Genomic DNA, 18,960 nt, shown 5'->3' with positions numbered 1-18,960 from the left:
TTTTTTCACTTTTTATTAATTTCTTGTGACTTTTCTTCTAATTTTTTGATTTTATCTCGTGCAATTTTTTGTTCTCCTTTAAACAATTCCACGTTCTTTTCTGATGATTTTATTTTAGATTCTAAGGATGCTATCTTTGATTGTGTTTCCGTTTTTTCTGCTTCCGTTTGGTACTTCATTTCATCTTGTAATTCCTTTACTTTTTCATAAACTGTCTTTGCATTTTCTTCTTCCAGTTTGATTGCTTTCCCATAATTTTTTATCTTTGTTTCGATATCCTTTTTGTCTCTTTCTATAAAATCTAGCTCATATGTTTTTTTATCTTCAGCTATCAATTCGTCATTTGCTTTTGTTTTTCTTTGATCGGTAAAAATCGTCTGAACTAATTTATTTGGACTCTTTGTTGATGCATTTTCTTCTTCATATTCGTTCACATCTTGTGTAAATTTACGAATATCCATTTGTTCTTTTTCACTACTTTTATTGTAAATATCGAAAGCTAACGCTCCCCAATTCAGAGATAAGTCTTTTACTTCTACTACGTATTTTCCGTTCTCCTCATACAATACTTTGACAGGTAATTGGACACCTGGATTTGCTTTTTGCTGTGCTTTAAATGTATATCCTGTTTCCTCATATCCTTCTAATCGAAAGGAAATTTGTATAAAGTTTTTGTGTGGATTGTATTCCCTTTTCTCTACAATCAATTTCCCCATACCCGACAACTTAATTACTTTATTTGTTTCTGTATGAAATAGTTTTTCATCGTTTGGCATGTAAATTTTTGATGTCAAGAAAGCGAAAAAACCAAAAAATAGAAAGCTGATAATTGTTAAGTAGATCCACGACTTATTCTTTCTTAGATTGATTCTTTCACTCTTCTTACCAATCGCTCCTATCACACTCTCACCCCACCTTTTTTGTTATAAAACTTTCATATTTAACTCTTCCACACTTGTAACTCGCCATGTTTCATTTTCTTTTTTCATGATGATTCGTAACACATTGTTTACTTTTTCTTCTCGGTTTTGCGTTGAATCTGTCGTGACATTTATAAATTCAGCTAACACATTTACCTCCTCTTTATCGGGTTCATTTTCTTGTAAATAAAACTTCATTTCTATTGGTTTCGTTTTATACGTATCTCCTAATTCGTATTTATCAGTTGGATAAAATTGTTGTAATAGTTCTTCACTCATAATGGATTTTGCTTTTTCTTTTCGTTCACTGTAGCCTTCTTTTTCTCGATGAAATGATAATTGAATAAACGTTTCGGCTGTCGATAAATACGCCCTTCTCTGTTGTTCTTGTGCGGAAGGAAGCACCTTATCCAGTCGTTTTTTTAAGTCTTCATTTTGTTTTGTTAGTAATTCATTTGAAAGTTTTAACTGTTTTTCTTTGCCATCACTCATTGATTTTTTGCTCAAATAGATATTAAAAGCTGTCACACCTATAACTAAAATGACAAACACAATAAACAAAGATTTTCGTTTATCTTTCATATTAATTCCTCCTTTACATGATTCTATAAATTAAAATCCCCGAACAAAAACAAAGAAGACATAACAAGATTAGTAGCATTAGTTCTGTCTTCTTTTTAAATAATGTAGTTACTTTACCTTTTGTAGCTTCCTCTAAAATTTCATCATTAACTGCAATAAATACCGTAAGTGCTAAGAATGGAACCGCAACGATTAAATCAATATTTACACTTACAAGACCTAATACTAAATTGACAGCCATAACCACTAAGAATAGATATACTTTCGATTTATTTAACGACAACATTTTTTCACACTCCTATTTTTCTAGAATCGCCTTACGTGACCAGAAAAGACTTTTTTCCAATATGGATTATTTAAATCTTCAATAGAAACACCTTTATTCGTTTGGCATCCAATGAAAGTATTTTTATCAATTACAATGCCAACGTGTCCGTCATGTTTGTAGGTATCAAAGAAAATAACATCACCCGGTTTCATATCATTTGCTGATACTTTTGTACCAATTTTATTTAATGTTTCCGTACTTACAGCTCCTATTGGACTGGTATACATACCTACTTGTTCGAACGCCCAGCGTACAAAACTTGAACAATCAAATATTCCTCTTGCGATGTCATTTGTGTTACGTCCTCCACCAAATACATAGGTAGAACGCCCTATCCATTGGCGACCTACATCGGCAACTTTTGAACCGCTACTTCCGCCACTTCCTGGATTTCCTCCTCCACCAGAAACAACAGAACCCGGCTGATAATATTTTAAAACTGCATCAACGTACAAGTAGAGTAAGCACCCAGCGCCTTTTCACATTGCTGTGATAGGTTTCCAAATGCTCCTCCCCGAACCGGACTTACATCTCTCAATGTATCCGGCTCTCCATCTGTCTCCTGCTTATACTTCTCCTTTGTGCCTTTTAACGTGGCACTCCTTACATAACGCTATGGTTTTACGATTCCTTGAAACCATACGTTGCTCTAGGAAGGATTTATTCGGCTTATTTTTAATGTCTTTCAACCTTTTTACGTGATGCATATGAATTATGGTGTTGGTTTTCCCACACAATTCACATTGTTCTGCTTTGATTCGATCAGAAAGTCTCGTTTCACTTAACACATATTTTGTAGCTGGAAGTAGGTCTAGATTCGCTTCTTTTGACCTTTTCTCTCTTGGAAAACTACGTTCGATGAAATATGTTTGTTTTTCTCCTCGAGATGTTTTATATGTGACAGTAAATCGCTTATTTTTCTCATATCGTTTTCGAATCTCTTTTGTTTTAACTCTATACTTAGATGCAAATGTTTTCAGCATAGAGTAATACATAAAGTAAGCAAAACGATGCATATGATTACTCACGTTTTCTGCTAGCCGATAATAGTTGTATAACCCTCTTATTTCACTGTTATATTGAGCGACAATCTCTAAATCTTCATTATGAAGGAAGTACCCTCTATCTTTTGGCATCCATGTGCCATCGGCACTCATTTTGATAGCTTGGTATTTCTTCAACTTGTTAACCCAAGCTTCGTGAGGCATTTTTAACTGAACTTTTCCATTAAGGTATCTACATACTCTGCCAATCGCATCTTTTCGAGGTTCACTTCCTCTAAAAACACGAATGTTATAACCGAGAAATCCTGCATGATTTTCGGAAGCATGGGTTATAAGCGTTTTCTCTTGTGACAATTCCAATTGAAGTGTCTCCATTAGATACTCAGTCAGTGTTTCCTTAATATTTCTAGCGTCATACTTCGAACCAATCACACCAATTAGAAAATCATCAGCGTATCTGACATAAGTAAGACGTTTATAATTTGAGTCCATCGGATTGCTATATGGAATTGAGCTTAATTCCTTCTTTAATGCTTTAGCTTGTTCTAAATGTTGCTCCGCTTCTCCCATTTGTTCATTTTCTAATGCAATTTTATACTTCCGAATCGCTTTTCTCATTTGAGTATATTTTCTTTCGTAGTCTGGATTTATCTTACGTTTCTTTCCTTGATTGAATTTTTGTATAAAATCCATCATGTATTTGTCCAGTTCGTTTAAATAGATATTCGAAAGAAGTGGACTGATAATACCACCTTGCGGTGCACCGCTAAAGGTATTATGAAATTTCCATTCTTCCATGTATCCAGCACGAAGAAATTTCCATATCAGTTCAATAAATGCCTCATCTTCAATACGTTTTCTTAAGATGCCAATTAAAGTATGATGATTTATGTTATCAAAAAACCCTTTAATATCCCCTTCAATAAACCATTTGCTACCAGTAAACGTTCTTTGGATTTCTTGAAGTGCCGTGTGACAGCTTTTACCTTTTTGATAAGCATGTGATGATATGGAGAACGTTGGTTCATATATCGCTTCCAATATCATTCTCACAACTTCTTGCACCAATTTATCCGCAAAACTAGGTATACCCAATGGTCTTTTCTTTCCGTTTTTCTTAGGGATATATACTCTTTTTGATGGGAACGGTTGATATGTCCGTTGCTTAAGAGTTTCTATAAGTTCTTCAATAATTTCTATTGAAAATCCATCAATAGATCGTTTATCTACACCCATTGTGAGTGCACCATCATTTTTACTAAGATTGTCATACGCCGTGAAATAGAACTCTGGATTATACAAATTTCGATAGAGTCGTCGGAATTTATAGTCTTCCTTCTGACTCTGTTTTTGCAGGTTGCTTAATACTACTTTTGGACTTTGCATGATGCCTTTCGCACCTCCCCAATTTCATTTTTAAGCGGACAGACTGTCTTCCTTCGCCATGCACTAGGCTTTCCCTAGCTCGGACTACTATGAAGACTCCGTTACCGTATTGGATATTCATGAGCCACACTTCTTGGCAGAGCCTTGAAGTCATCCTCAATAGCCTTCTGGCATTCCAACTTAGGTAATCCCCGTTTAGGAGACAAGAGATTTGCACATATGGTTTCGGATGCGACTTTCACACGTTTCCACGTATAGTGGAGGATAGTAGATGTCCCTATACATAGCGACGACACCTTTATCGCTATGTCATCTACCACATTCCGTATATAACCATCTTCCGAAATGAGTTACGGTGGCCTTCCTTGTGCTATCGTTCAAGCAGTATAGCTTTCATCCTTATCCATACTTCACATCTTGCCGTTCAGTCGTGATTCGATGATTAATCAACTTACGGCTTTCTTGACATGCTGTTGTCCCCCTTCAGTTTCCCTCCAAGGTTAGTCAAGTGATGCTAGGTCATTTAGGGAAGACCTAATGATTTGCAATCACCATGTTCTCTTACTCCCTTTACGGGCGCACAATATCGCCATAACACGCTTGATACGGTACGGCTTCTGGTCTAAGACAATGATACATTCCTGTATGTTTTACTTTTTGATACTGTTGTTGTGAAAATTTGATTGCTAATTCTTTCGTATATTTACCACCATTTGCGCCAACAAAATCAAAAAATCCTGTCCCGAAATTGTACTCTTGGAGGGCTGTTTTGATATGATCCATGTCACCAGGACTCGTTACTCCGGCTCTTTCTATCGCATGTTTAAACTCCTGTACACCAGCCCAAATACTATAGTCTGGATCTGTAATACAGTTTGGTGATTTACAATATTTCGTATTAAAAGCGCCTTCGGAACTCTGCATTGGATCACTACCACGTCCTCCGCTCTCTTGCATCATTTGAGCAAGCATTAAAGCTACAAATGGTTCCACACCAAAGGCTTTTGCATGCTTTCGAATCGTAGGCTCCCATTTTAAAACTTCGGGCGAAACATTCATGACCTGCCCTTCACCTGTATACGTAATATCACCTGCGTCTGTTCCACTCTCTTCACCCATTGCCGCAATAAAAATACTCATAACTCCAAGTAAAAGAAAAGAAAAAAGACCCATCACAAGTAGCGCTAAAGTGATGAGCCATTTCTTTGGTATAACCTTTAAAACTAGATGCATAGTATTAAGCACCTCCCCCGAATAACATCAATTCTTCGTCCGTTACTTCTACATGGAAGTGAATGTTTTTTACAGCCCCAATACTTAAGATGACATCCCCTGTTGGCAAATGTGGAATCGCTGCAATCTCACTTTCACTTAACTGTCCTGCAAATACTTTTCGTAACATATCTAAACTGTTATTATCTTGCTGCATGATAAATTTGTACTGTGTAAGTTCAAATAGTTTTTTAATTTCATCAATCATTTCTTGTGAAGATCCTTCCGGTACAAAATCACGAATCGTGTGACTTGCATATAAAAGCCCTGCAAAGTATTTTCGATCTTCTCGGCTAAGTTTCGTTAAAAATTGTAGGGCATGAGCGCTTTCTTTTTTTGTGTTAATAATATGATGTGCCTCATCAATAATAATGAAATAACGAACTACATCTTCAAAAGCAAGTTGCTTTTTGTTAAAGGCTTTTAATTGAGGCGCACCATTTGAAATCATTTCATCCCAAAGGAGATTTAACACATTAAAGATCTGTGCCTGGAATACTTCTGGTTTAAAGCTGGATATATTCCGTAAGGAAAAGGATACAACTTGTTCTTTCTTGAAATCTTCAATTGTAGTATGACCATCAAATAATTCTGCATATGCTTCTACTAAATTTGTAAGATTTAATTCAATTAATTCTAAACGATGAATTCTACTGTCTCCTAAATTATCATGATGCTTTCTAGCTTCTACATCTTGATATAATTCTTTACGAACAAACATTAAAAAGTCAGAGAAAATCGGATATTCTTTTGATTTTCTTGTTGTAATTTCATTTTTCGCTCCTTTTTCGTCATTCCATAATCCCATACGAATATATAATTTACGAAGCAAATTTTCATATTCTTTAATTTCATCATCTTTTGCCTCTGGCGCAATGAATCGATAAAAAATTGTCAATTTAGATAGATGTTGAGTGAAACTAACTTCTTCAAGTTCTGCTGTTTTGTAGACTTGAAGTGGGTTAATTTGACCTTGAGAACCGTCTAATGAGATGGTCTTTCCTCCTAGTTCTTTCACTGTATCTGTAAACTCTTCTACAACATCAAATATCCGAACAAAATGACCCTTACTTGCATAATCCACACTTTTCTTTTTTAACAATGTTGATTTCCCCGCACCAGACTTCCCAATCATTACACCGTTATAACTCTTTCTTTGATTGTCTTTGTGGAAGATATCAAAAATAACATTTCCTTTTGTTTTCGTTGTTCCATAATACGTACCGTATGGATCGTGCAAATAGGAATAATGAAACGGACACCCACCAGCCAAACTGACTGCCGGAATTTCTTTCCCTTTTCTTCGGTTCACATAATTTTTTTGTGTATCAAAGCTCGTTACGAGTGCATCCCATTCATACTCTTGTTCATTTAAAAAGACAGCTCCTCGAAAATTATAAGATTCTAATGTTTCCAGGATCTCTTTTACTTGTTTTTCTAGCTCATCTATTGTTCTAGCGGAAACATAAATACGAATGTGAATACGTTTCATGACCTCACCTTGTTTCAAATCCGTATAAAGAGCTTCCAGCTCTAAAAATTCATTTTTTGCATCGATCCGATCTATATTATCCTTTGCTGTATCATGCCGAACGCTTTGCTCACTCATGGATTTATTAATTGATTCAACAACTTCATTTCGATTATCACTCATGACATCTAATGTTGTGATCACATTTGGCATATTCATAATTTGCTCTAACCAAAAATCATTTACCTCTGTTGGATAATCATAGACATGAATGCAAGTACCTAATCCATCACCTGTTTGAAAATAACTTTCTTTAAAACTAATTCCCCCTTGTGGCTGAACTCTAGCCACTAAAAAGGGGTTGTAACCTTTCTTCTTTTTTAGTTCCTCTTGTTTTTCTTTTTTAGATTTTTTACTCCTGAACGCAAACATATTGTTGCCCCCTTACTACCATATATTTTTCGTTCCTAATTTTGCATTTTGATTAAACAATTTAAACATAAGCTCTAACTTTTTCTCTTCATCCACCTCTAATAGTTCCGTAGAGCGTTTGATATATCGCTTTGCTGCATCTACACGTTCTTTTACGATTAACTCCGTTTCTCCGTAAATAAATAAGAAGGCTTCCCGATTGGTTCTGCCCCATTCTAAAAACTGCAGTTCTTTTAACTTTTGATTTAAAATTCGTTCATACAAAGGACTGGTACATTCTTTAATTTTCTTCTCAATATATCGCTGTTGTTCAGTTGTTTGACATGGGAAGTTTAAAAAAACGAGTTTTATGGACTGTTTGTATGCTTGATAAAAATACGCATGTGAGAAAATGACAAATGCTTGTTCATCGCTATTCTTAGAGAACATATCATCACCTTCCACTTGAAGAATTTCTAAAAACTCCTCATTTTTCAGTTCAAATATGCCATCCTCTGTCATGTCTACAATTTGCATAATATCCGCAATACTTTTCTTTACCTTTGGTGGTGCTTCTTTCTTTTTTCTAGATAAAAAACCTAACAGTTTTGGATTTTTCTTTTTCGAAGCGTCTTTCTTTGGCTTTTCTTTCTTCTTTTTTTCTACCTTTGGTTCTACTTTTGGTTCTACCTTTGGTTTTTCTTCTTTCTTTTTGTTGGGTACCACTCTCACAATTTCTTTTGGTTCAGAAATTGATTCTTTTACATTTTTTTCGTTAAATCGAAATGCATTTTTCTTTGGTCTCTCTAGTTGTTTTGGCTCTTCTTTCTCTACATCTTTTTCGCTGAATAACGCCATATGTGATCCCTCCCTTATTGATCGTTATCAATGGCGCAATATGCACCTTTCCTTCTTAGCAATGTAATAATCAATACTTCATACATTCGTTTTTGAGGATTCGTACTTGGTCGCCAAATCATGATAATTGCAATAGCTACCATGAAAAGAATAAATGGTAACTGAAAGGACTCATGTACGAAGTTCCTAAGAATCATTGTTACAACTAATAAACCAATTAATAAAAAGAAATCTATTAAATAAAGCACTTTATTAATCCGTAATTCTGTACTGATTTCCTTCGGAATCCGATAGCTTCTCATCGGGATTCCCTCCTTTTCGACAATAAAAAATAAGCGTACGATTACGCTTATTTTTTATCTGTATTGTTTTTATTTTTGTTCACAATATCTCTCCAACTTTTACTCGTGTTTTGCCCCATCTGATAAAAACGCTTTGTATTCTGTACCGTTTCCGAATTATGAATGCGTTCTTGCACTCCTCTTACCTTTTGTTTCACCGATGATGTCGTATGTTTAACTTTTTCGGTTGTATATTGTCCTAATGTCCGTGTTTCTTGACCTCTACTTGCTGCTACTTCTTTATCACTTTCATAAGGAATAATTGGACTACTATGTGTCACCGTTACGATGTCGGCTGATGCCGGGCTTCCTCCACTTGGTACTGATTTTGGTGTTTCTATTGGTGCCGGGCTTCCTCCACTTGGTACTGATCTTGGTGTTTCTATTGGTGCCGGGCTACTTCCGCTTGGTACTGATCTTGGTGTTTCTATTGGTGCCGGGCTTCCTCCACTTGGTACTGATCTTGGTGTTTCTATTGGTGCCGGGCTTCCTCCACTTGGTACTGATCTTGGTGTTTCTAYTGGTGCTGGGCTACTTCCACTTGGTACTGATCTTGGCGTTTCCACTGGTGCCGGGCTACTTCCGCTTGGTACTGATCTTGGTGTTTCCACTGGTGCTGGGCTACTTCCGCTTGATGCTGGTCTTGGTGTTTCTATTGGTGCTGGGCTTCCTCCACTTGGTACTGATCTTAGTGTTTCTACTGGTGCCGGGCTTCCTCCGCTTGATGCTGGTCTTGGTGTTTCTATTGGTGCCGGGCTTCCTCCGCTTGTTCCTTGTCTTACGCTTCCTGGTGTTTGACTTCCTTCACTTGTTCCTTGTCTTACTGTTCCTGGTGTTTGACCTCCTTTACTTGCTCCTTGTCTTACTGTTCCTGGTGTTTGACCTCCTTCACTCGCTCCTTGTCTTACTGTTCCCGGTGTTTGACTTCCTTCATTTGCTCCCCCTGGGTTTTCATACCCTCCTTTTTTCATGTCTTCTTGAATAGATGGCGTACCACCATTCTTTTTATCTTTTTCCTTATTTAAGTTACCTTTTTCTTTTTCATTCTTTGCTAAATCATTACCATTTGCTTTTTTCTGATCCGCTTTTTTCATTTGATCTTGCAAGGACTCTTTATTTTCAGACTCATTCCCTTTTTTCAAACCGCTTATAAGCCCTGCCACGCCACCTGTTGCCATTGCTGCCGCACTTGCTGTTTTAGCTGCTGCAACACCCGTTCCTTCTGCTGCACCTTTCGCTCCTTTTCCAATCATATTTCCGAGACTCTTCATAGGTTTTGAATTTGCAAGACTGCCAATTCCTTTGCCAAGTGCGAAACCACCTACTAACATACCCCAACTGCTCTTTAATCCAATATCTATACCGAATAACCTTTCTACGGCTGCTGGACCATCTAGAACAGCCATACTAAATGCGGCTAAAGCAATCAGATACGGTACACCATTTAATTTGTCATGAAGAAAAGCTGTTCCTATTAGGTATAGCTTCAAAGATAGGAATATCATAATCGTTGCTATAAATATATTGAGGATATTAGATAATACAGCTTTTAACTTTTGACCATTCGCAACATCGGCTGGTGCTAATATATTTGCTAACAAATAGTTAAAAGACAATTCATAAAATAATCTAGCTAATTTAATACTTACTAACAACAAAGTTAATCCTGTTATCAGTAAAGTAAAGAATATGTTCCAAAAATTCCAATGCCAGCGATAATACTTTTCTGGAAAGAAATCAAACCATCCATCTTTTAATTCGGCTAAAGATGCGACTCCTAACGCATCCATAACTCTTTTATTCTGCAAAATTTTCTGACCATCATCCGATAAATTTTTATCCTTTGTGAACGCAAAATCTTTATCTATTTTTTCAGTAATATCTATCTGTCTAATATTTTTTTCAGGAATATTGTTTTTCGGATTCATATCCTCTTTCTTTTTCCATCCATTTTGATCTATTACTGCAACATCCGTTATATTCTTCTTAATAATTTCATCACTTAAAGAACCCTTTTGTTCAGATTTTACAACCGCTATGGCATCATCGGTAAACTTATCAACCTTTGTCATACCAGTACTTAATAAACAAAGTACACTCAATGTTATGAAAATATTGATGATAATTTGAGAACGATTCATTTGTTTGTTCATAATAAACATGTAGCCAATATATAAAAACGAAATGGCTAAAAGAACAACAAACAATGGATATAACATATCAACAAAATTTTGTATTTCCGGTGAATTAAAGAATCCTTTAATCCCCAGTATGGCATCTGTCACACCTTCTAAAGCATCTACAACTAAAGATAAACCTACAATTAGGAACCATCCTAACCAACGCAATACATAGTTCACTATGTCTCCTACTTGAAGATAATCCGAAAACGATTCTAAAACCTTTAAAATCTCTTCATCTTTCACGATTTACCCTCCTCTCATTCTTGCTATTGTCCCAATACTTCTTTTGCTGTCCAATTCACCCTTTCATTCAGTCTGTCGATACGAATAATCAATTTTCCTTTTTGTTCCCGATCTACTGAAAGGAAAAGAACCGCATCTTCTAGACCAAGAATGACCTCATTTTCTTCTGTTACAAATGGCGAGTAACTATCTAAAATCAACTGCATTTTATCCGTGATTGTTGGTACATACATTCCCTCTTCCTCCTTTATGTTTGGAATCAAAAAAGCACTCAATTATTTGAGTGCTTTTCTAACTTGTCACTTGTTCTTTTTCTTCTAAATTACGCAAGATTCGATTTATCTTGTTTTCGACTGCTTGATAAACACTTTTGTCGATATGGTCATTGTGAGCTAACATTTGAAATTCACTGTAAAACTCGCCCATTTCTTGATTTTTAACTTCATCTAATGATTTGCCTAACTGCGCTAAAAAGAACTTATCGACCAGTTTTAAAACCGCTAAATCAGATTCGAAAAATTCGTTAACCGTTTTTTCTTTCCAATTTTCAATGGAGAGGGAATCAAACGGATTATCTTCCTGCTGAAATGCCTCTTCCGGAATCTCTTCATCAATTCCCATCATTGTTGGCTCTTCTACTGGCTGCGGTGTCTCTATTTGGGAAGAAACTTCTTGTTCTTGTACTTGTTCTGGTTCTGACGTTTTTTCCTCAATTTGTTCTGCTTTTCTCTCTCCTAGAAAATCTACAATAAGTGATTTTGGATTTACATCATCATGTAGAGAATCAATATCTATATCTAAAATAGATTTATCTGTATCGAACTCTACTCCTAAGTACTCCCATCTGTATTTTAGGGCTGTTTCCCCCGTATTATAAATCGGGCGAGGTCTGATCCGTTTTCTGTTATTATCCTGACGTTTTATGACACGAATAACGGCACTTTCTCCTTCTTTAAAATTCATAAGTTCATTTGCTGTTAACAGTGGTCGTTGATCTAGACTTTCCGTTTTATTTTTATCAGTAGAAAGACCTTTTCCGCTTCGGGAAGATAGATTAATCGTCTGATTCCCTAGTTTTTTAGACACTTTCTCGGCGGTTTCTTGATCGTTAGTTAGAATGTAAATTGTATTCCCACAGTTTCCATCAATCGTATCTGCATCCTCACCATACTTATTTTTCAATTGTGCATATGCCTGGATTACAAGGTTAAAGCGAACATTTCTACCAAGACAAACCGTGATAATATTTGCCATTCCTTCAATACTCGGCATATTTCCAAACTCATCTAAGCAAAAAATCACTTCACGGTGACATTTCCCTCCACGAGCGAGGGATGCACCCTTTGCCAATATAAAATAAAGCTGCCTTACAAAAATAGAAGCAATCACATGATTTGAAGAATCAAAGTCTGGTGTAATCATAAAAATAGCGACTGGTTTATCGAAATAGTCCACTGTTATTACTTGTATATCTTCATTTTCTTCTACTACTTTAAATTCTGTATCACCTGTCTTTTCATCTATTTTCAGAATAGAAATAGATGTTTTCTTTTTCTTATTTCCTTTTTCATTAAATTGAATGGTATCCCCAACTTTTATTACTTTCTTAAAATCTAATGCAAAACGTCCCGTAATATCTGATTTGGTAGACTCCTTTGAGCCATCCGGAAATACAATTTCTATTCGTTTTCTAGGTGTCACTTTTCCTTTTATTGTTTTTCCAAAACCTACACGTTTTAAATCCACACTATTTTTTGCGGTCATTTTAGCGATTTCATCAAATGTAAAAATAGATAACCCGTTCATTGTTTGTGTAAAAATACCACCTCTAGCTTGCCCTTTTGAGAAATTAGAAGTTGCATATTGCATTTTCGCAACACTGTCTGATGGTAAATTCTCAAAATATAAATCTAAAGCATTTTTCGGCGGTTCCTCTGGATCTATAATTATTTCTTTCGAACCAAGTTCCGATAGCATGTTAGCTACTGCATACATCGTTATTTTTTCTTCTGTTCCTTCTGCAATACATTTATCTGTTATGGCTAAAATCATGGCGTTACATAAGCTCATAGCGCAATCTTGCCAAAAAGGATCTTTAACACCTGGTTTATAATACAAAGTGTGTGAGAGTGTTTTACATAGTGCTTGCGCTGTTGAATAATCTCCATCTTTATAAGCATCTTTGACAAGCTGCAATAAGTTATAACTCATAGAATCAAGTGGAGTTAATAAATTCAAAACTTCAATGTGATACCCTCGTTCTTCCAGCGTTTCTTTTGATGCGCTGAACAATTCCCCCTTTGGATCGTTAAAAATTAAAGATGGCTTATGTTCCGCTCTAGAATAGACATCAATTGTAGGAAATACAAAGGTTTCTCCTTTACCAGAGCGTGTTGTACCAATGATTAAATTGTTTACCGGGCTATCATCAATAAATACCTTGTCACCTAATCGGGAGATAACAACACCACCGCCACCTTTAAATGTTTCCTCTCGATCTGGTACAGCTCGGTACTGCTTTTTCAGCTCTTCAACTGTTGTAAAACGACTAGATTCTTTCTCATGATTATTTAAGTTTTTAAAGGAAGATTTCAATTTGTACACTGTTCTTGCAATGGTTCCAATCACTACAAGGAAAACAAGCATGTAGTAAATCGGATGTTCTGCAATTGGCATCTGAAAAAGAAATCCTACCTCCATATGAAATGGTTTGGGATGTAATAAATCACTAAATGTTGTTTCTATCAGCTCTAAAGTTAAGTTTAATAAAAAATTAGCGATTAAAAACATTCCAACAAACAAAAAAGTACTCAATGGAATGAGTACTTCTTTTTCAGCTAATTTATATTTGATTGATATCTTTTCACTATACATATCAAAGCATCACCTCTGTTCAATCCAGCTTCAAATTAAAAAGGTACTCTTTTTATGAGTACCTTTTTGCAATATCAATTGCTTTTTCTTTATTTACTCGCTACCATCTTTTCATTTTGTTTCAAAACTGGCTTTTCTTGATTCGTTGGTTTTTCCGGCTCTGTCGGTTTCTCTGAATTTGTTGGTTTTTCCGGTTCTGTTGGCTTCTCTGGATTTGTTGGTTTTTCCGGCTCTGGTGGCTTTGGTTTTTCTGTCCCTGTATTTTCCGTATTGCCATTCTCACCCTCCGTTATAATTGGTGGGTTTACAATTGTATCTAGTTTCTTCTCTGGTGGAAGAATATCACCTATACTCGCTACTGAAGAATCAATATTTAGATCACCAAATGCAAAATGATCTCCATTCACGGTGACTTGTGGCTTATTATCTGTAATAGCTGCAATCACATTATCTTTTGTTGTATCTTGAAGTGTTTTATCTGTTGTTTCTTTATCAAAGAGTGCTAGAACACGAGAAGTGGTGTCATCCCCATTTTGAAGATTACTTACAATAGATTTTTCTTTAAAATTAATTTTTGATTTATCCAGCTCTTCGAGTACATAAGCAACTTCATTATCCTTACTTTGAATTGCATTCTCTGTAATTGCTTCAAAATCTTGTTTATTCAGATCTTCTTTCTTTTCCTCCGGCTTATTCTTATCTACTTTTTTTGTAATAGCTGATTTACTTTTTGATGATTCCTTACTTCCAAACCAACTGCAACCTGTCGTACTTAATATCAATGAACCACCAAGAAAAACAATTCCCATTTTTTTGTACAGATTCTCATAATTTAAAGGCATGTTATTCTCTCCCCCTTAGATGTTCTGTAGATCTTTATCAATTTTTTCAATCTTAATTTTCTTTTCCTCTTCACTTATCGTAGATTGTTGAATATCACGTTTCTCTAATTCTTTGACCTCTTTCATTACGTTTTTATTTCCTTGCGTTTTAGCGAAAGAATAGCAATCTTCATATTTTTTTAGATTTACAAAAGCTTCAACAATGAGTTTTTCACGTCTACCGTCCATATTGACTTTACCTTTAAGTTTGATTACCTCCTCATATTTCTTATTAAGTGCTGCCTTTTCAAAGTCGATTACATCATTTTTGACATCAATTTCATTGATTTTATTCATGTTGTCTATCCCAATAAAATAAACAACCACACTTTCTGCAAATTTCGGCTCATATTGTAATGCTTTATTTGCCTTTCCGTTTAATAAATAAGTAAATAAAACTGCCTTCTGACTATCTTTATCTAATTCTGTGTAATTGACCTTATCGAAGTATTTAACGGCTTCTCCATACTGCTGAATGGCTGCCTGTTGTAACCCTTTTACTACATATTGTTCCGAGCCAGCATTTGCACTCGAAACTGGTTCGGAAGAGAATAACTTAAAGGCAAATACAGCACCAGCTCCAATTAACACCACGCTTCCTATGACACTCGCAATAATCTTGAATCCTTTTCTATTTTCCTTTCCAGGCTTTACTAGTGTTTTTACTTCATGCGCTGGACTATAAGAGGGTTCTTCCTTCCTTTCTGATGATTCTTCTTGATATTCATATTCTTCATGAAAAGGAGAATCATTGATTTCTCTTTCTAATGTTTCTAACAGCTCCTTCTTTTGTTCCTCTTGTTCCGGATGTAATTGCATCACATTCATTTTTTTAGAAATGTGATCAAAAATGTGATTTGCATATCTCGAACCAAGTGATAATGTACCGTTATAAATTTCATTAGAATGACCATCTAACAAATCGAAATCAATATGTTCTTGTCGCCCAGCCTCTCTATAAACTCGTTCTAATCGTTTCGTTAAGATATAAGCTTCATGAAACGAATATTGCTTACCCGACTCAATTTCTGTTCCATTGCTACTCTTAAAAATGACAAACATGGCTTCTCCTTTCTTCCATTCACTTTAAATTCCATGAAAAAAGGCAACAAAAAAAGCCATACTGTTTGCATAGCCTCCTCATTGCCTTAATTATATTTTTTCACTATTTCATCCAAAGAAACGGGAATAAGATTTGACCAAATTTCACATTGCTATTTACGCTCTCTGCTAAGTATTGGCATCCCATTACAATAACGAGTCCGGCTGCCCCACCAAGAAACCACCAAATACATTTATGTCTTCCTCGTTCACCGCCCCAAATTAATAGATAAGCGCCCCAGCAAAATACAATCGCTGTACTAACCATTGCCCCTCTTTGCATCCATGCAATAAATGAATTCCCTGTATTAATTAGACCGTCCATCGCATCACCTAACACTAACATTTGAGATAATGTTTCCAACATTGACATATACATTCACTCCCTTTTCATTTTTAAGTGCTTATACGTTACTAAGCTGACTTGATTCATTCGCCTTGCTGTCTTCTTTCACTCCTGTAGTTGTTGCCTTATAAGCTTGTAAAGCTTTCATTACTAAATCTTGATTTTCTTCAATGTATTTCTGATGATGTAAATGAAGCCAATGGTTATAATCCTGACCATTGGCTCTTAATAGGTTTGCTACCATATCTTTTTCTTTTTTTAATTCCCTTTGTGTAATCGCCACTATATCACCACCTTTCAATGTTTATGTGATTACTTCTGATATTGCTCTTTGCAATTTTGGACAAAATAGGTAACTTCTTTTTCAAGTTCGGACTCTTTAAACTTAGAAAAATCAATATCTTTTTTCAGTTTTCCTTTTTCATAATAAGCGAGAGAATCCCTTCGTTGTGATAAGCCCCAATCATGAGGATTACTTGAACCTGGAATGTCCTCACGATTTTCATTCAACCCTCTTACTTGAATTTTTTCCTTTTCAGCTATATTCTTTACAAGAAAAATCCAATCATTACTATGTCTCATATTAGAATTCAACATAACAAAACCTGTGCCATCCTCACTCATGAACTTTTTCATTTCTAACGGACTAAGATCCATTACTTCCCCTTTTCCCGAACTAAAGACAAATGTTGAACCAATACCAATTGCAATTAACAGTCCAACAATAGCGGAAATGATCCACCCTTTACGACTCATGCATGTTCCTCCCTATGTCATATTTTTATAAGCGATTTTGAAGTGTGATGAGACACATTTTAACTTCAACATCTGTCTTTATTTTATAACATTTAAAGGAAAGTGGGATAGAAAATGGAAATATCATTTATGGCTGGAATGACGAACCCCGTATTGGCATGCGTATAGAGACTAATCCCGACCTAGTTTCTATATGCCCAATACCGCACTACGTATTTTGGCATGAACGTAGAACCTTATGTATCTACTGTTGTGATGTTCCTCGCTTCTTCAGAATGTCAAAATGGGATATTCCTCACGAATACTGACACAAACAGATCTTTGATACAATGCATTTCCCAGTGGTCACAGATGAGTTTTACGATCTTACTCACCCAACGATAAACGTATACCTAACCCTTCTAGTGACCTTTCGAAGGGAGGCACGCATATATATTGAAAGTCGTATACTATCCTTCTACATCATTACTGAAAGGAAAAGATACGCAATATATATCTAAATTTTCAAAGAGCAACTTACTTTGTGCTATGTTCTCAGCACACTTCAAAATCGCTTTTTTTATTTACACTTTTGTTTTACAGCTACTAATTCCGCATGTTTATTTTTTCGTTTAGCAATCAAGTTTTGATGTTCATCTCTAACTGAGCGCACTTGATAATAAATTTGAGCCACCTTCTCAATGCTTCCTGTGCTATTTTCAATTGCTATCGTGCCTTTCAGTTCGTATGTTTTTCCATCAAAAGTTTTAACACTATGAGCTTGTGATGCCGCAATATCATAAAATGTAAGTCTTTTTTCTTTTCCCATATGAACGCCTCCTATTTTTGATAAAGAAGGGAGAAAAACGCTTCTCCCTTGTCTAGTTTTCTAGCCATCTAGATAGGATGAAATAGTGAACGAGTGCTTCATATCATGCTAGGATTGTTGTGTTATACGAGGTTATGATGCGTTGCGCTGCTTCTTTTCCGTAAATGTGTTGTAATGCGGATTGAGATTCAACTACGATTGAATGCTGAATGTGGTATGTTGCGCTTTCTTTCAAAAACTGCTCCATATGAGGGATTGGGTACAAATCATATTGATGAAATACCAGGTGAATCGGTCTTATATTCTTGCATTCTGTTAGATATTGAAGAAAATTTGATAATGCTTCCCCTCTCTCTTGATACGTACTCGTTTCCGTTTCTACACTGATGTAGACAACGGATTTTTGTTTTAGATCCATTTGTAGTGTTTCATAACCAGTTAGTAAATCATGTTTGATGATTTGATATCCTTGTTTTCGTTTTTCTTGATGGGTATCTTCATAAAAGATGCCTTTCGGATCAAAAATGAAAATAAAATCATCTGTTGTTTTCTTCACATCTTCTATGACCGTTTTATAAGCTCCAAAACGAGCTTTTATGACACCCGCAACCTTTTCCCCTTCATTCAGTTCTTTCAACGCTCTAATCACCTTTGTATACTTCTTAGCTACGCCTAACATGTATTGCACTCCTTTCTATTTTATTTCCCTCTTCTGACTACTACTGAAACCAAAAATACTCTTTTTGCACCCCTTGCTTTTCACGTTGATGTTTTTCAAGAATGTATAGCAAAGTGATAGTTATCGCATCCCTTGTTTCTTTTGAATAAAGACCTAGCTCATGGAAGATATGATAAGCTGGATGCTCATTCTCGAGCAAATTTACTACCTCTACCAAGTTCGCTTCACTCTCATACATTTTTTCCGTGAACTCAATAACTTTTTTCACATCTAGGTAATATAGGTTTTTATGCCGTTGATCCAGATACAAAATACTTCCTGCCAATAATTTTGTAGCGGATTCTATCCAATAATCATGTTGCTTTAATGGTTTAATTACAGTTTGAGCGATTGAGATTGCTTGCATCAATTCTTCAGGTAACCAAGCACTCTTGCGCTGCATAACGTCTTCCCCAGGTTTCCCTAAATTTTTCATTTTACCGACGTAGATTTCTGGCATTTCATTTCATCTCCCTC

Annotated in this window: 18 protein-coding genes and 2 pseudogenes; all 20 read right to left on the bottom strand. The window is 35.6% G+C overall.

What is annotated here, in order from left to right:
• Positions 1–5: 5 nt before the first annotated feature.
• Complete coding sequence (locus ASE54_RS15585; RefSeq protein ID WP_000578556.1) at positions 6–902, bottom strand: hypothetical protein; 897 nt, start codon at positions 900–902, stop codon at positions 6–8.
• A gap of 21 nt (positions 903–923) precedes the next feature.
• Complete coding sequence (locus tag ASE54_RS15580) at positions 924–1,502, bottom strand: hypothetical protein (protein ID WP_000653490.1); 579 nt, start codon at positions 1,500–1,502, stop codon at positions 924–926.
• 13 nt (positions 1,503–1,515) lie between these two features.
• Positions 1,516–1,788: a hypothetical protein gene (locus ASE54_RS15575; RefSeq protein ID WP_000950095.1), complete on the bottom strand. Its 273-nt coding sequence runs from the start codon at positions 1,786–1,788 to the stop codon at positions 1,516–1,518.
• Positions 1,789–1,808: 20 nt separating this feature from the next.
• Positions 1,809–2,285 (bottom strand): annotated as a pseudogene (locus ASE54_RS15570) (C40 family peptidase); the annotation flags it as partial.
• A 111-nt stretch (positions 2,286–2,396) separates the two neighbouring features.
• Positions 2,397–4,220: a reverse transcriptase domain-containing protein gene (locus ASE54_RS15565; RefSeq protein WP_001191655.1), complete on the bottom strand. Its 1,824-nt coding sequence runs from the start codon at positions 4,218–4,220 to the stop codon at positions 2,397–2,399.
• 579 nt (positions 4,221–4,799) lie between these two features.
• A pseudogene (locus tag ASE54_RS15560) lies at positions 4,800–5,453 on the bottom strand (lysozyme family protein); the annotation flags it as partial.
• A 4-nt stretch (positions 5,454–5,457) separates the two neighbouring features.
• Positions 5,458–7,395, bottom strand: a complete 1,938-nt coding sequence (locus tag ASE54_RS15555; RefSeq protein WP_000457251.1) for a hypothetical protein — start codon at positions 7,393–7,395, stop codon at positions 5,458–5,460.
• 15 nt (positions 7,396–7,410) lie between these two features.
• Positions 7,411–8,232, bottom strand: a complete 822-nt coding sequence (locus ASE54_RS15550) for a hypothetical protein (protein ID WP_001173334.1) — start codon at positions 8,230–8,232, stop codon at positions 7,411–7,413.
• A gap of 14 nt (positions 8,233–8,246) precedes the next feature.
• Positions 8,247–8,534 (bottom strand): DUF5592 family protein, encoded by a 288-nt coding sequence (locus tag ASE54_RS15545; RefSeq protein WP_001258281.1) that lies wholly within the window; start codon positions 8,532–8,534, stop codon positions 8,247–8,249.
• A gap of 47 nt (positions 8,535–8,581) precedes the next feature.
• The gene (locus ASE54_RS15540) at positions 8,582–10,999 is read right to left on the bottom strand and encodes a pLS20_p028 family conjugation system transmembrane protein (RefSeq protein ID WP_057272988.1); all 2,418 of its coding nucleotides are present in this window, start codon (positions 10,997–10,999) and stop codon (positions 8,582–8,584) included.
• Positions 11,000–11,022: 23 nt separating this feature from the next.
• Positions 11,023–11,232, bottom strand: coding sequence for a hypothetical protein (locus ASE54_RS15535; protein ID WP_000289453.1), 210 nt, complete (start codon positions 11,230–11,232; stop codon positions 11,023–11,025).
• Positions 11,233–11,290: 58 nt separating this feature from the next.
• Complete coding sequence (locus tag ASE54_RS15530) at positions 11,291–13,873, bottom strand: type IV secretory system conjugative DNA transfer family protein (RefSeq protein WP_000286731.1); 2,583 nt, start codon at positions 13,871–13,873, stop codon at positions 11,291–11,293.
• Positions 13,874–13,962: 89 nt separating this feature from the next.
• Positions 13,963–14,715 carry a hypothetical protein gene (locus tag ASE54_RS15525; protein ID WP_001130592.1) on the bottom strand — a complete coding sequence of 251 codons (753 nt, stop codon included), beginning with the start codon at positions 14,713–14,715 and terminating at the stop codon, positions 13,963–13,965.
• Positions 14,716–14,730: 15 nt separating this feature from the next.
• Positions 14,731–15,816 (bottom strand): hypothetical protein, encoded by a 1,086-nt coding sequence (locus ASE54_RS15520; RefSeq protein ID WP_000497579.1) that lies wholly within the window; start codon positions 15,814–15,816, stop codon positions 14,731–14,733.
• A 103-nt stretch (positions 15,817–15,919) separates the two neighbouring features.
• Positions 15,920–16,228: a hypothetical protein gene (locus ASE54_RS15515; protein WP_000062188.1), complete on the bottom strand. Its 309-nt coding sequence runs from the start codon at positions 16,226–16,228 to the stop codon at positions 15,920–15,922.
• A gap of 31 nt (positions 16,229–16,259) precedes the next feature.
• A complete protein-coding gene (locus tag ASE54_RS15510; protein ID WP_001018803.1) occupies positions 16,260–16,484 on the bottom strand; it encodes a hypothetical protein in 225 nt (74 codons plus the stop codon).
• 29 nt (positions 16,485–16,513) lie between these two features.
• Positions 16,514–16,957, bottom strand: a complete 444-nt coding sequence (locus ASE54_RS15505; protein ID WP_000087501.1) for a hypothetical protein — start codon at positions 16,955–16,957, stop codon at positions 16,514–16,516.
• A 559-nt stretch (positions 16,958–17,516) separates the two neighbouring features.
• Entirely contained in the window at positions 17,517–17,765 is a 249-nt protein-coding gene (locus ASE54_RS15500) for a hypothetical protein (protein WP_000514061.1), read from the bottom strand.
• 103 nt (positions 17,766–17,868) lie between these two features.
• On the bottom strand, positions 17,869–18,444 hold the full coding sequence (locus ASE54_RS15495) for a hypothetical protein (RefSeq protein ID WP_000901829.1): 576 nt from the start codon (positions 18,442–18,444) through the stop codon (positions 17,869–17,871).
• Positions 18,445–18,484: 40 nt separating this feature from the next.
• On the bottom strand, positions 18,485–18,943 hold the full coding sequence (locus tag ASE54_RS15490) for a hypothetical protein (RefSeq protein ID WP_001114219.1): 459 nt from the start codon (positions 18,941–18,943) through the stop codon (positions 18,485–18,487).
• Positions 18,944–18,960 lie beyond the last annotated feature (17 nt).

The sequence above is a fragment of the Bacillus sp. Root131 genome, assembly GCF_001429475.1.
GTDB classification, from domain to species: domain Bacteria; phylum Bacillota; class Bacilli; order Bacillales; family Bacillaceae_G; genus Bacillus_A; species Bacillus_A thuringiensis_S.
Note: the sequence above shows the minus strand (reverse complement) of the source record. Positions and strands in the feature narration are given on the sequence as shown.

What these genes read in the sequence shown, in the direction of transcription:
- ASE54_RS15580 (WP_000653490.1), bottom strand. Translation starts at nt 1,502, where the DNA reads ATGAAAGATAAACGAAAATCTTTGTTTATTGTGTTTGTCATTTTAGTT.
- ASE54_RS15575 (WP_000950095.1), bottom strand. Translation starts at nt 1,788, where the DNA reads ATGTTGTCGTTAAATAAATCGAAAGTATATCTATTCTTAGTGGTTATG.
- ASE54_RS15565 (WP_001191655.1), bottom strand. Translation starts at nt 4,220, where the DNA reads ATGCAAAGTCCAAAAGTAGTATTAAGCAACCTGCAAAAACAGAGTCAG.
- ASE54_RS15555 (WP_000457251.1), bottom strand. Translation starts at nt 7,395, where the DNA reads ATGTTTGCGTTCAGGAGTAAAAAATCTAAAAAAGAAAAACAAGAGGAA.
- ASE54_RS15550 (WP_001173334.1), bottom strand. Translation starts at nt 8,232, where the DNA reads ATGGCGTTATTCAGCGAAAAAGATGTAGAGAAAGAAGAGCCAAAACAA.
- ASE54_RS15545 (WP_001258281.1), bottom strand. Translation starts at nt 8,534, where the DNA reads ATGAGAAGCTATCGGATTCCGAAGGAAATCAGTACAGAATTACGGATT.
- ASE54_RS15535 (WP_000289453.1), bottom strand. Translation starts at nt 11,232, where the DNA reads ATGTATGTACCAACAATCACGGATAAAATGCAGTTGATTTTAGATAGT.
- ASE54_RS15530 (WP_000286731.1), bottom strand. Translation starts at nt 13,873, where the DNA reads ATGTATAGTGAAAAGATATCAATCAAATATAAATTAGCTGAAAAAGAA.
- ASE54_RS15525 (WP_001130592.1), bottom strand. Translation starts at nt 14,715, where the DNA reads ATGCCTTTAAATTATGAGAATCTGTACAAAAAAATGGGAATTGTTTTT.
- ASE54_RS15520 (WP_000497579.1), bottom strand. Translation starts at nt 15,816, where the DNA reads ATGTTTGTCATTTTTAAGAGTAGCAATGGAACAGAAATTGAGTCGGGT.
- ASE54_RS15515 (WP_000062188.1), bottom strand. Translation starts at nt 16,228, where the DNA reads ATGTCAATGTTGGAAACATTATCTCAAATGTTAGTGTTAGGTGATGCG.
- ASE54_RS15505 (WP_000087501.1), bottom strand. Translation starts at nt 16,957, where the DNA reads ATGAGTCGTAAAGGGTGGATCATTTCCGCTATTGTTGGACTGTTAATT.
- ASE54_RS15500 (WP_000514061.1), bottom strand. Translation starts at nt 17,765, where the DNA reads ATGGGAAAAGAAAAAAGACTTACATTTTATGATATTGCGGCATCACAA.
- ASE54_RS15495 (WP_000901829.1), bottom strand. Translation starts at nt 18,444, where the DNA reads ATGTTAGGCGTAGCTAAGAAGTATACAAAGGTGATTAGAGCGTTGAAA.
- ASE54_RS15490 (WP_001114219.1), bottom strand. Translation starts at nt 18,943, where the DNA reads ATGCCAGAAATCTACGTCGGTAAAATGAAAAATTTAGGGAAACCTGGG.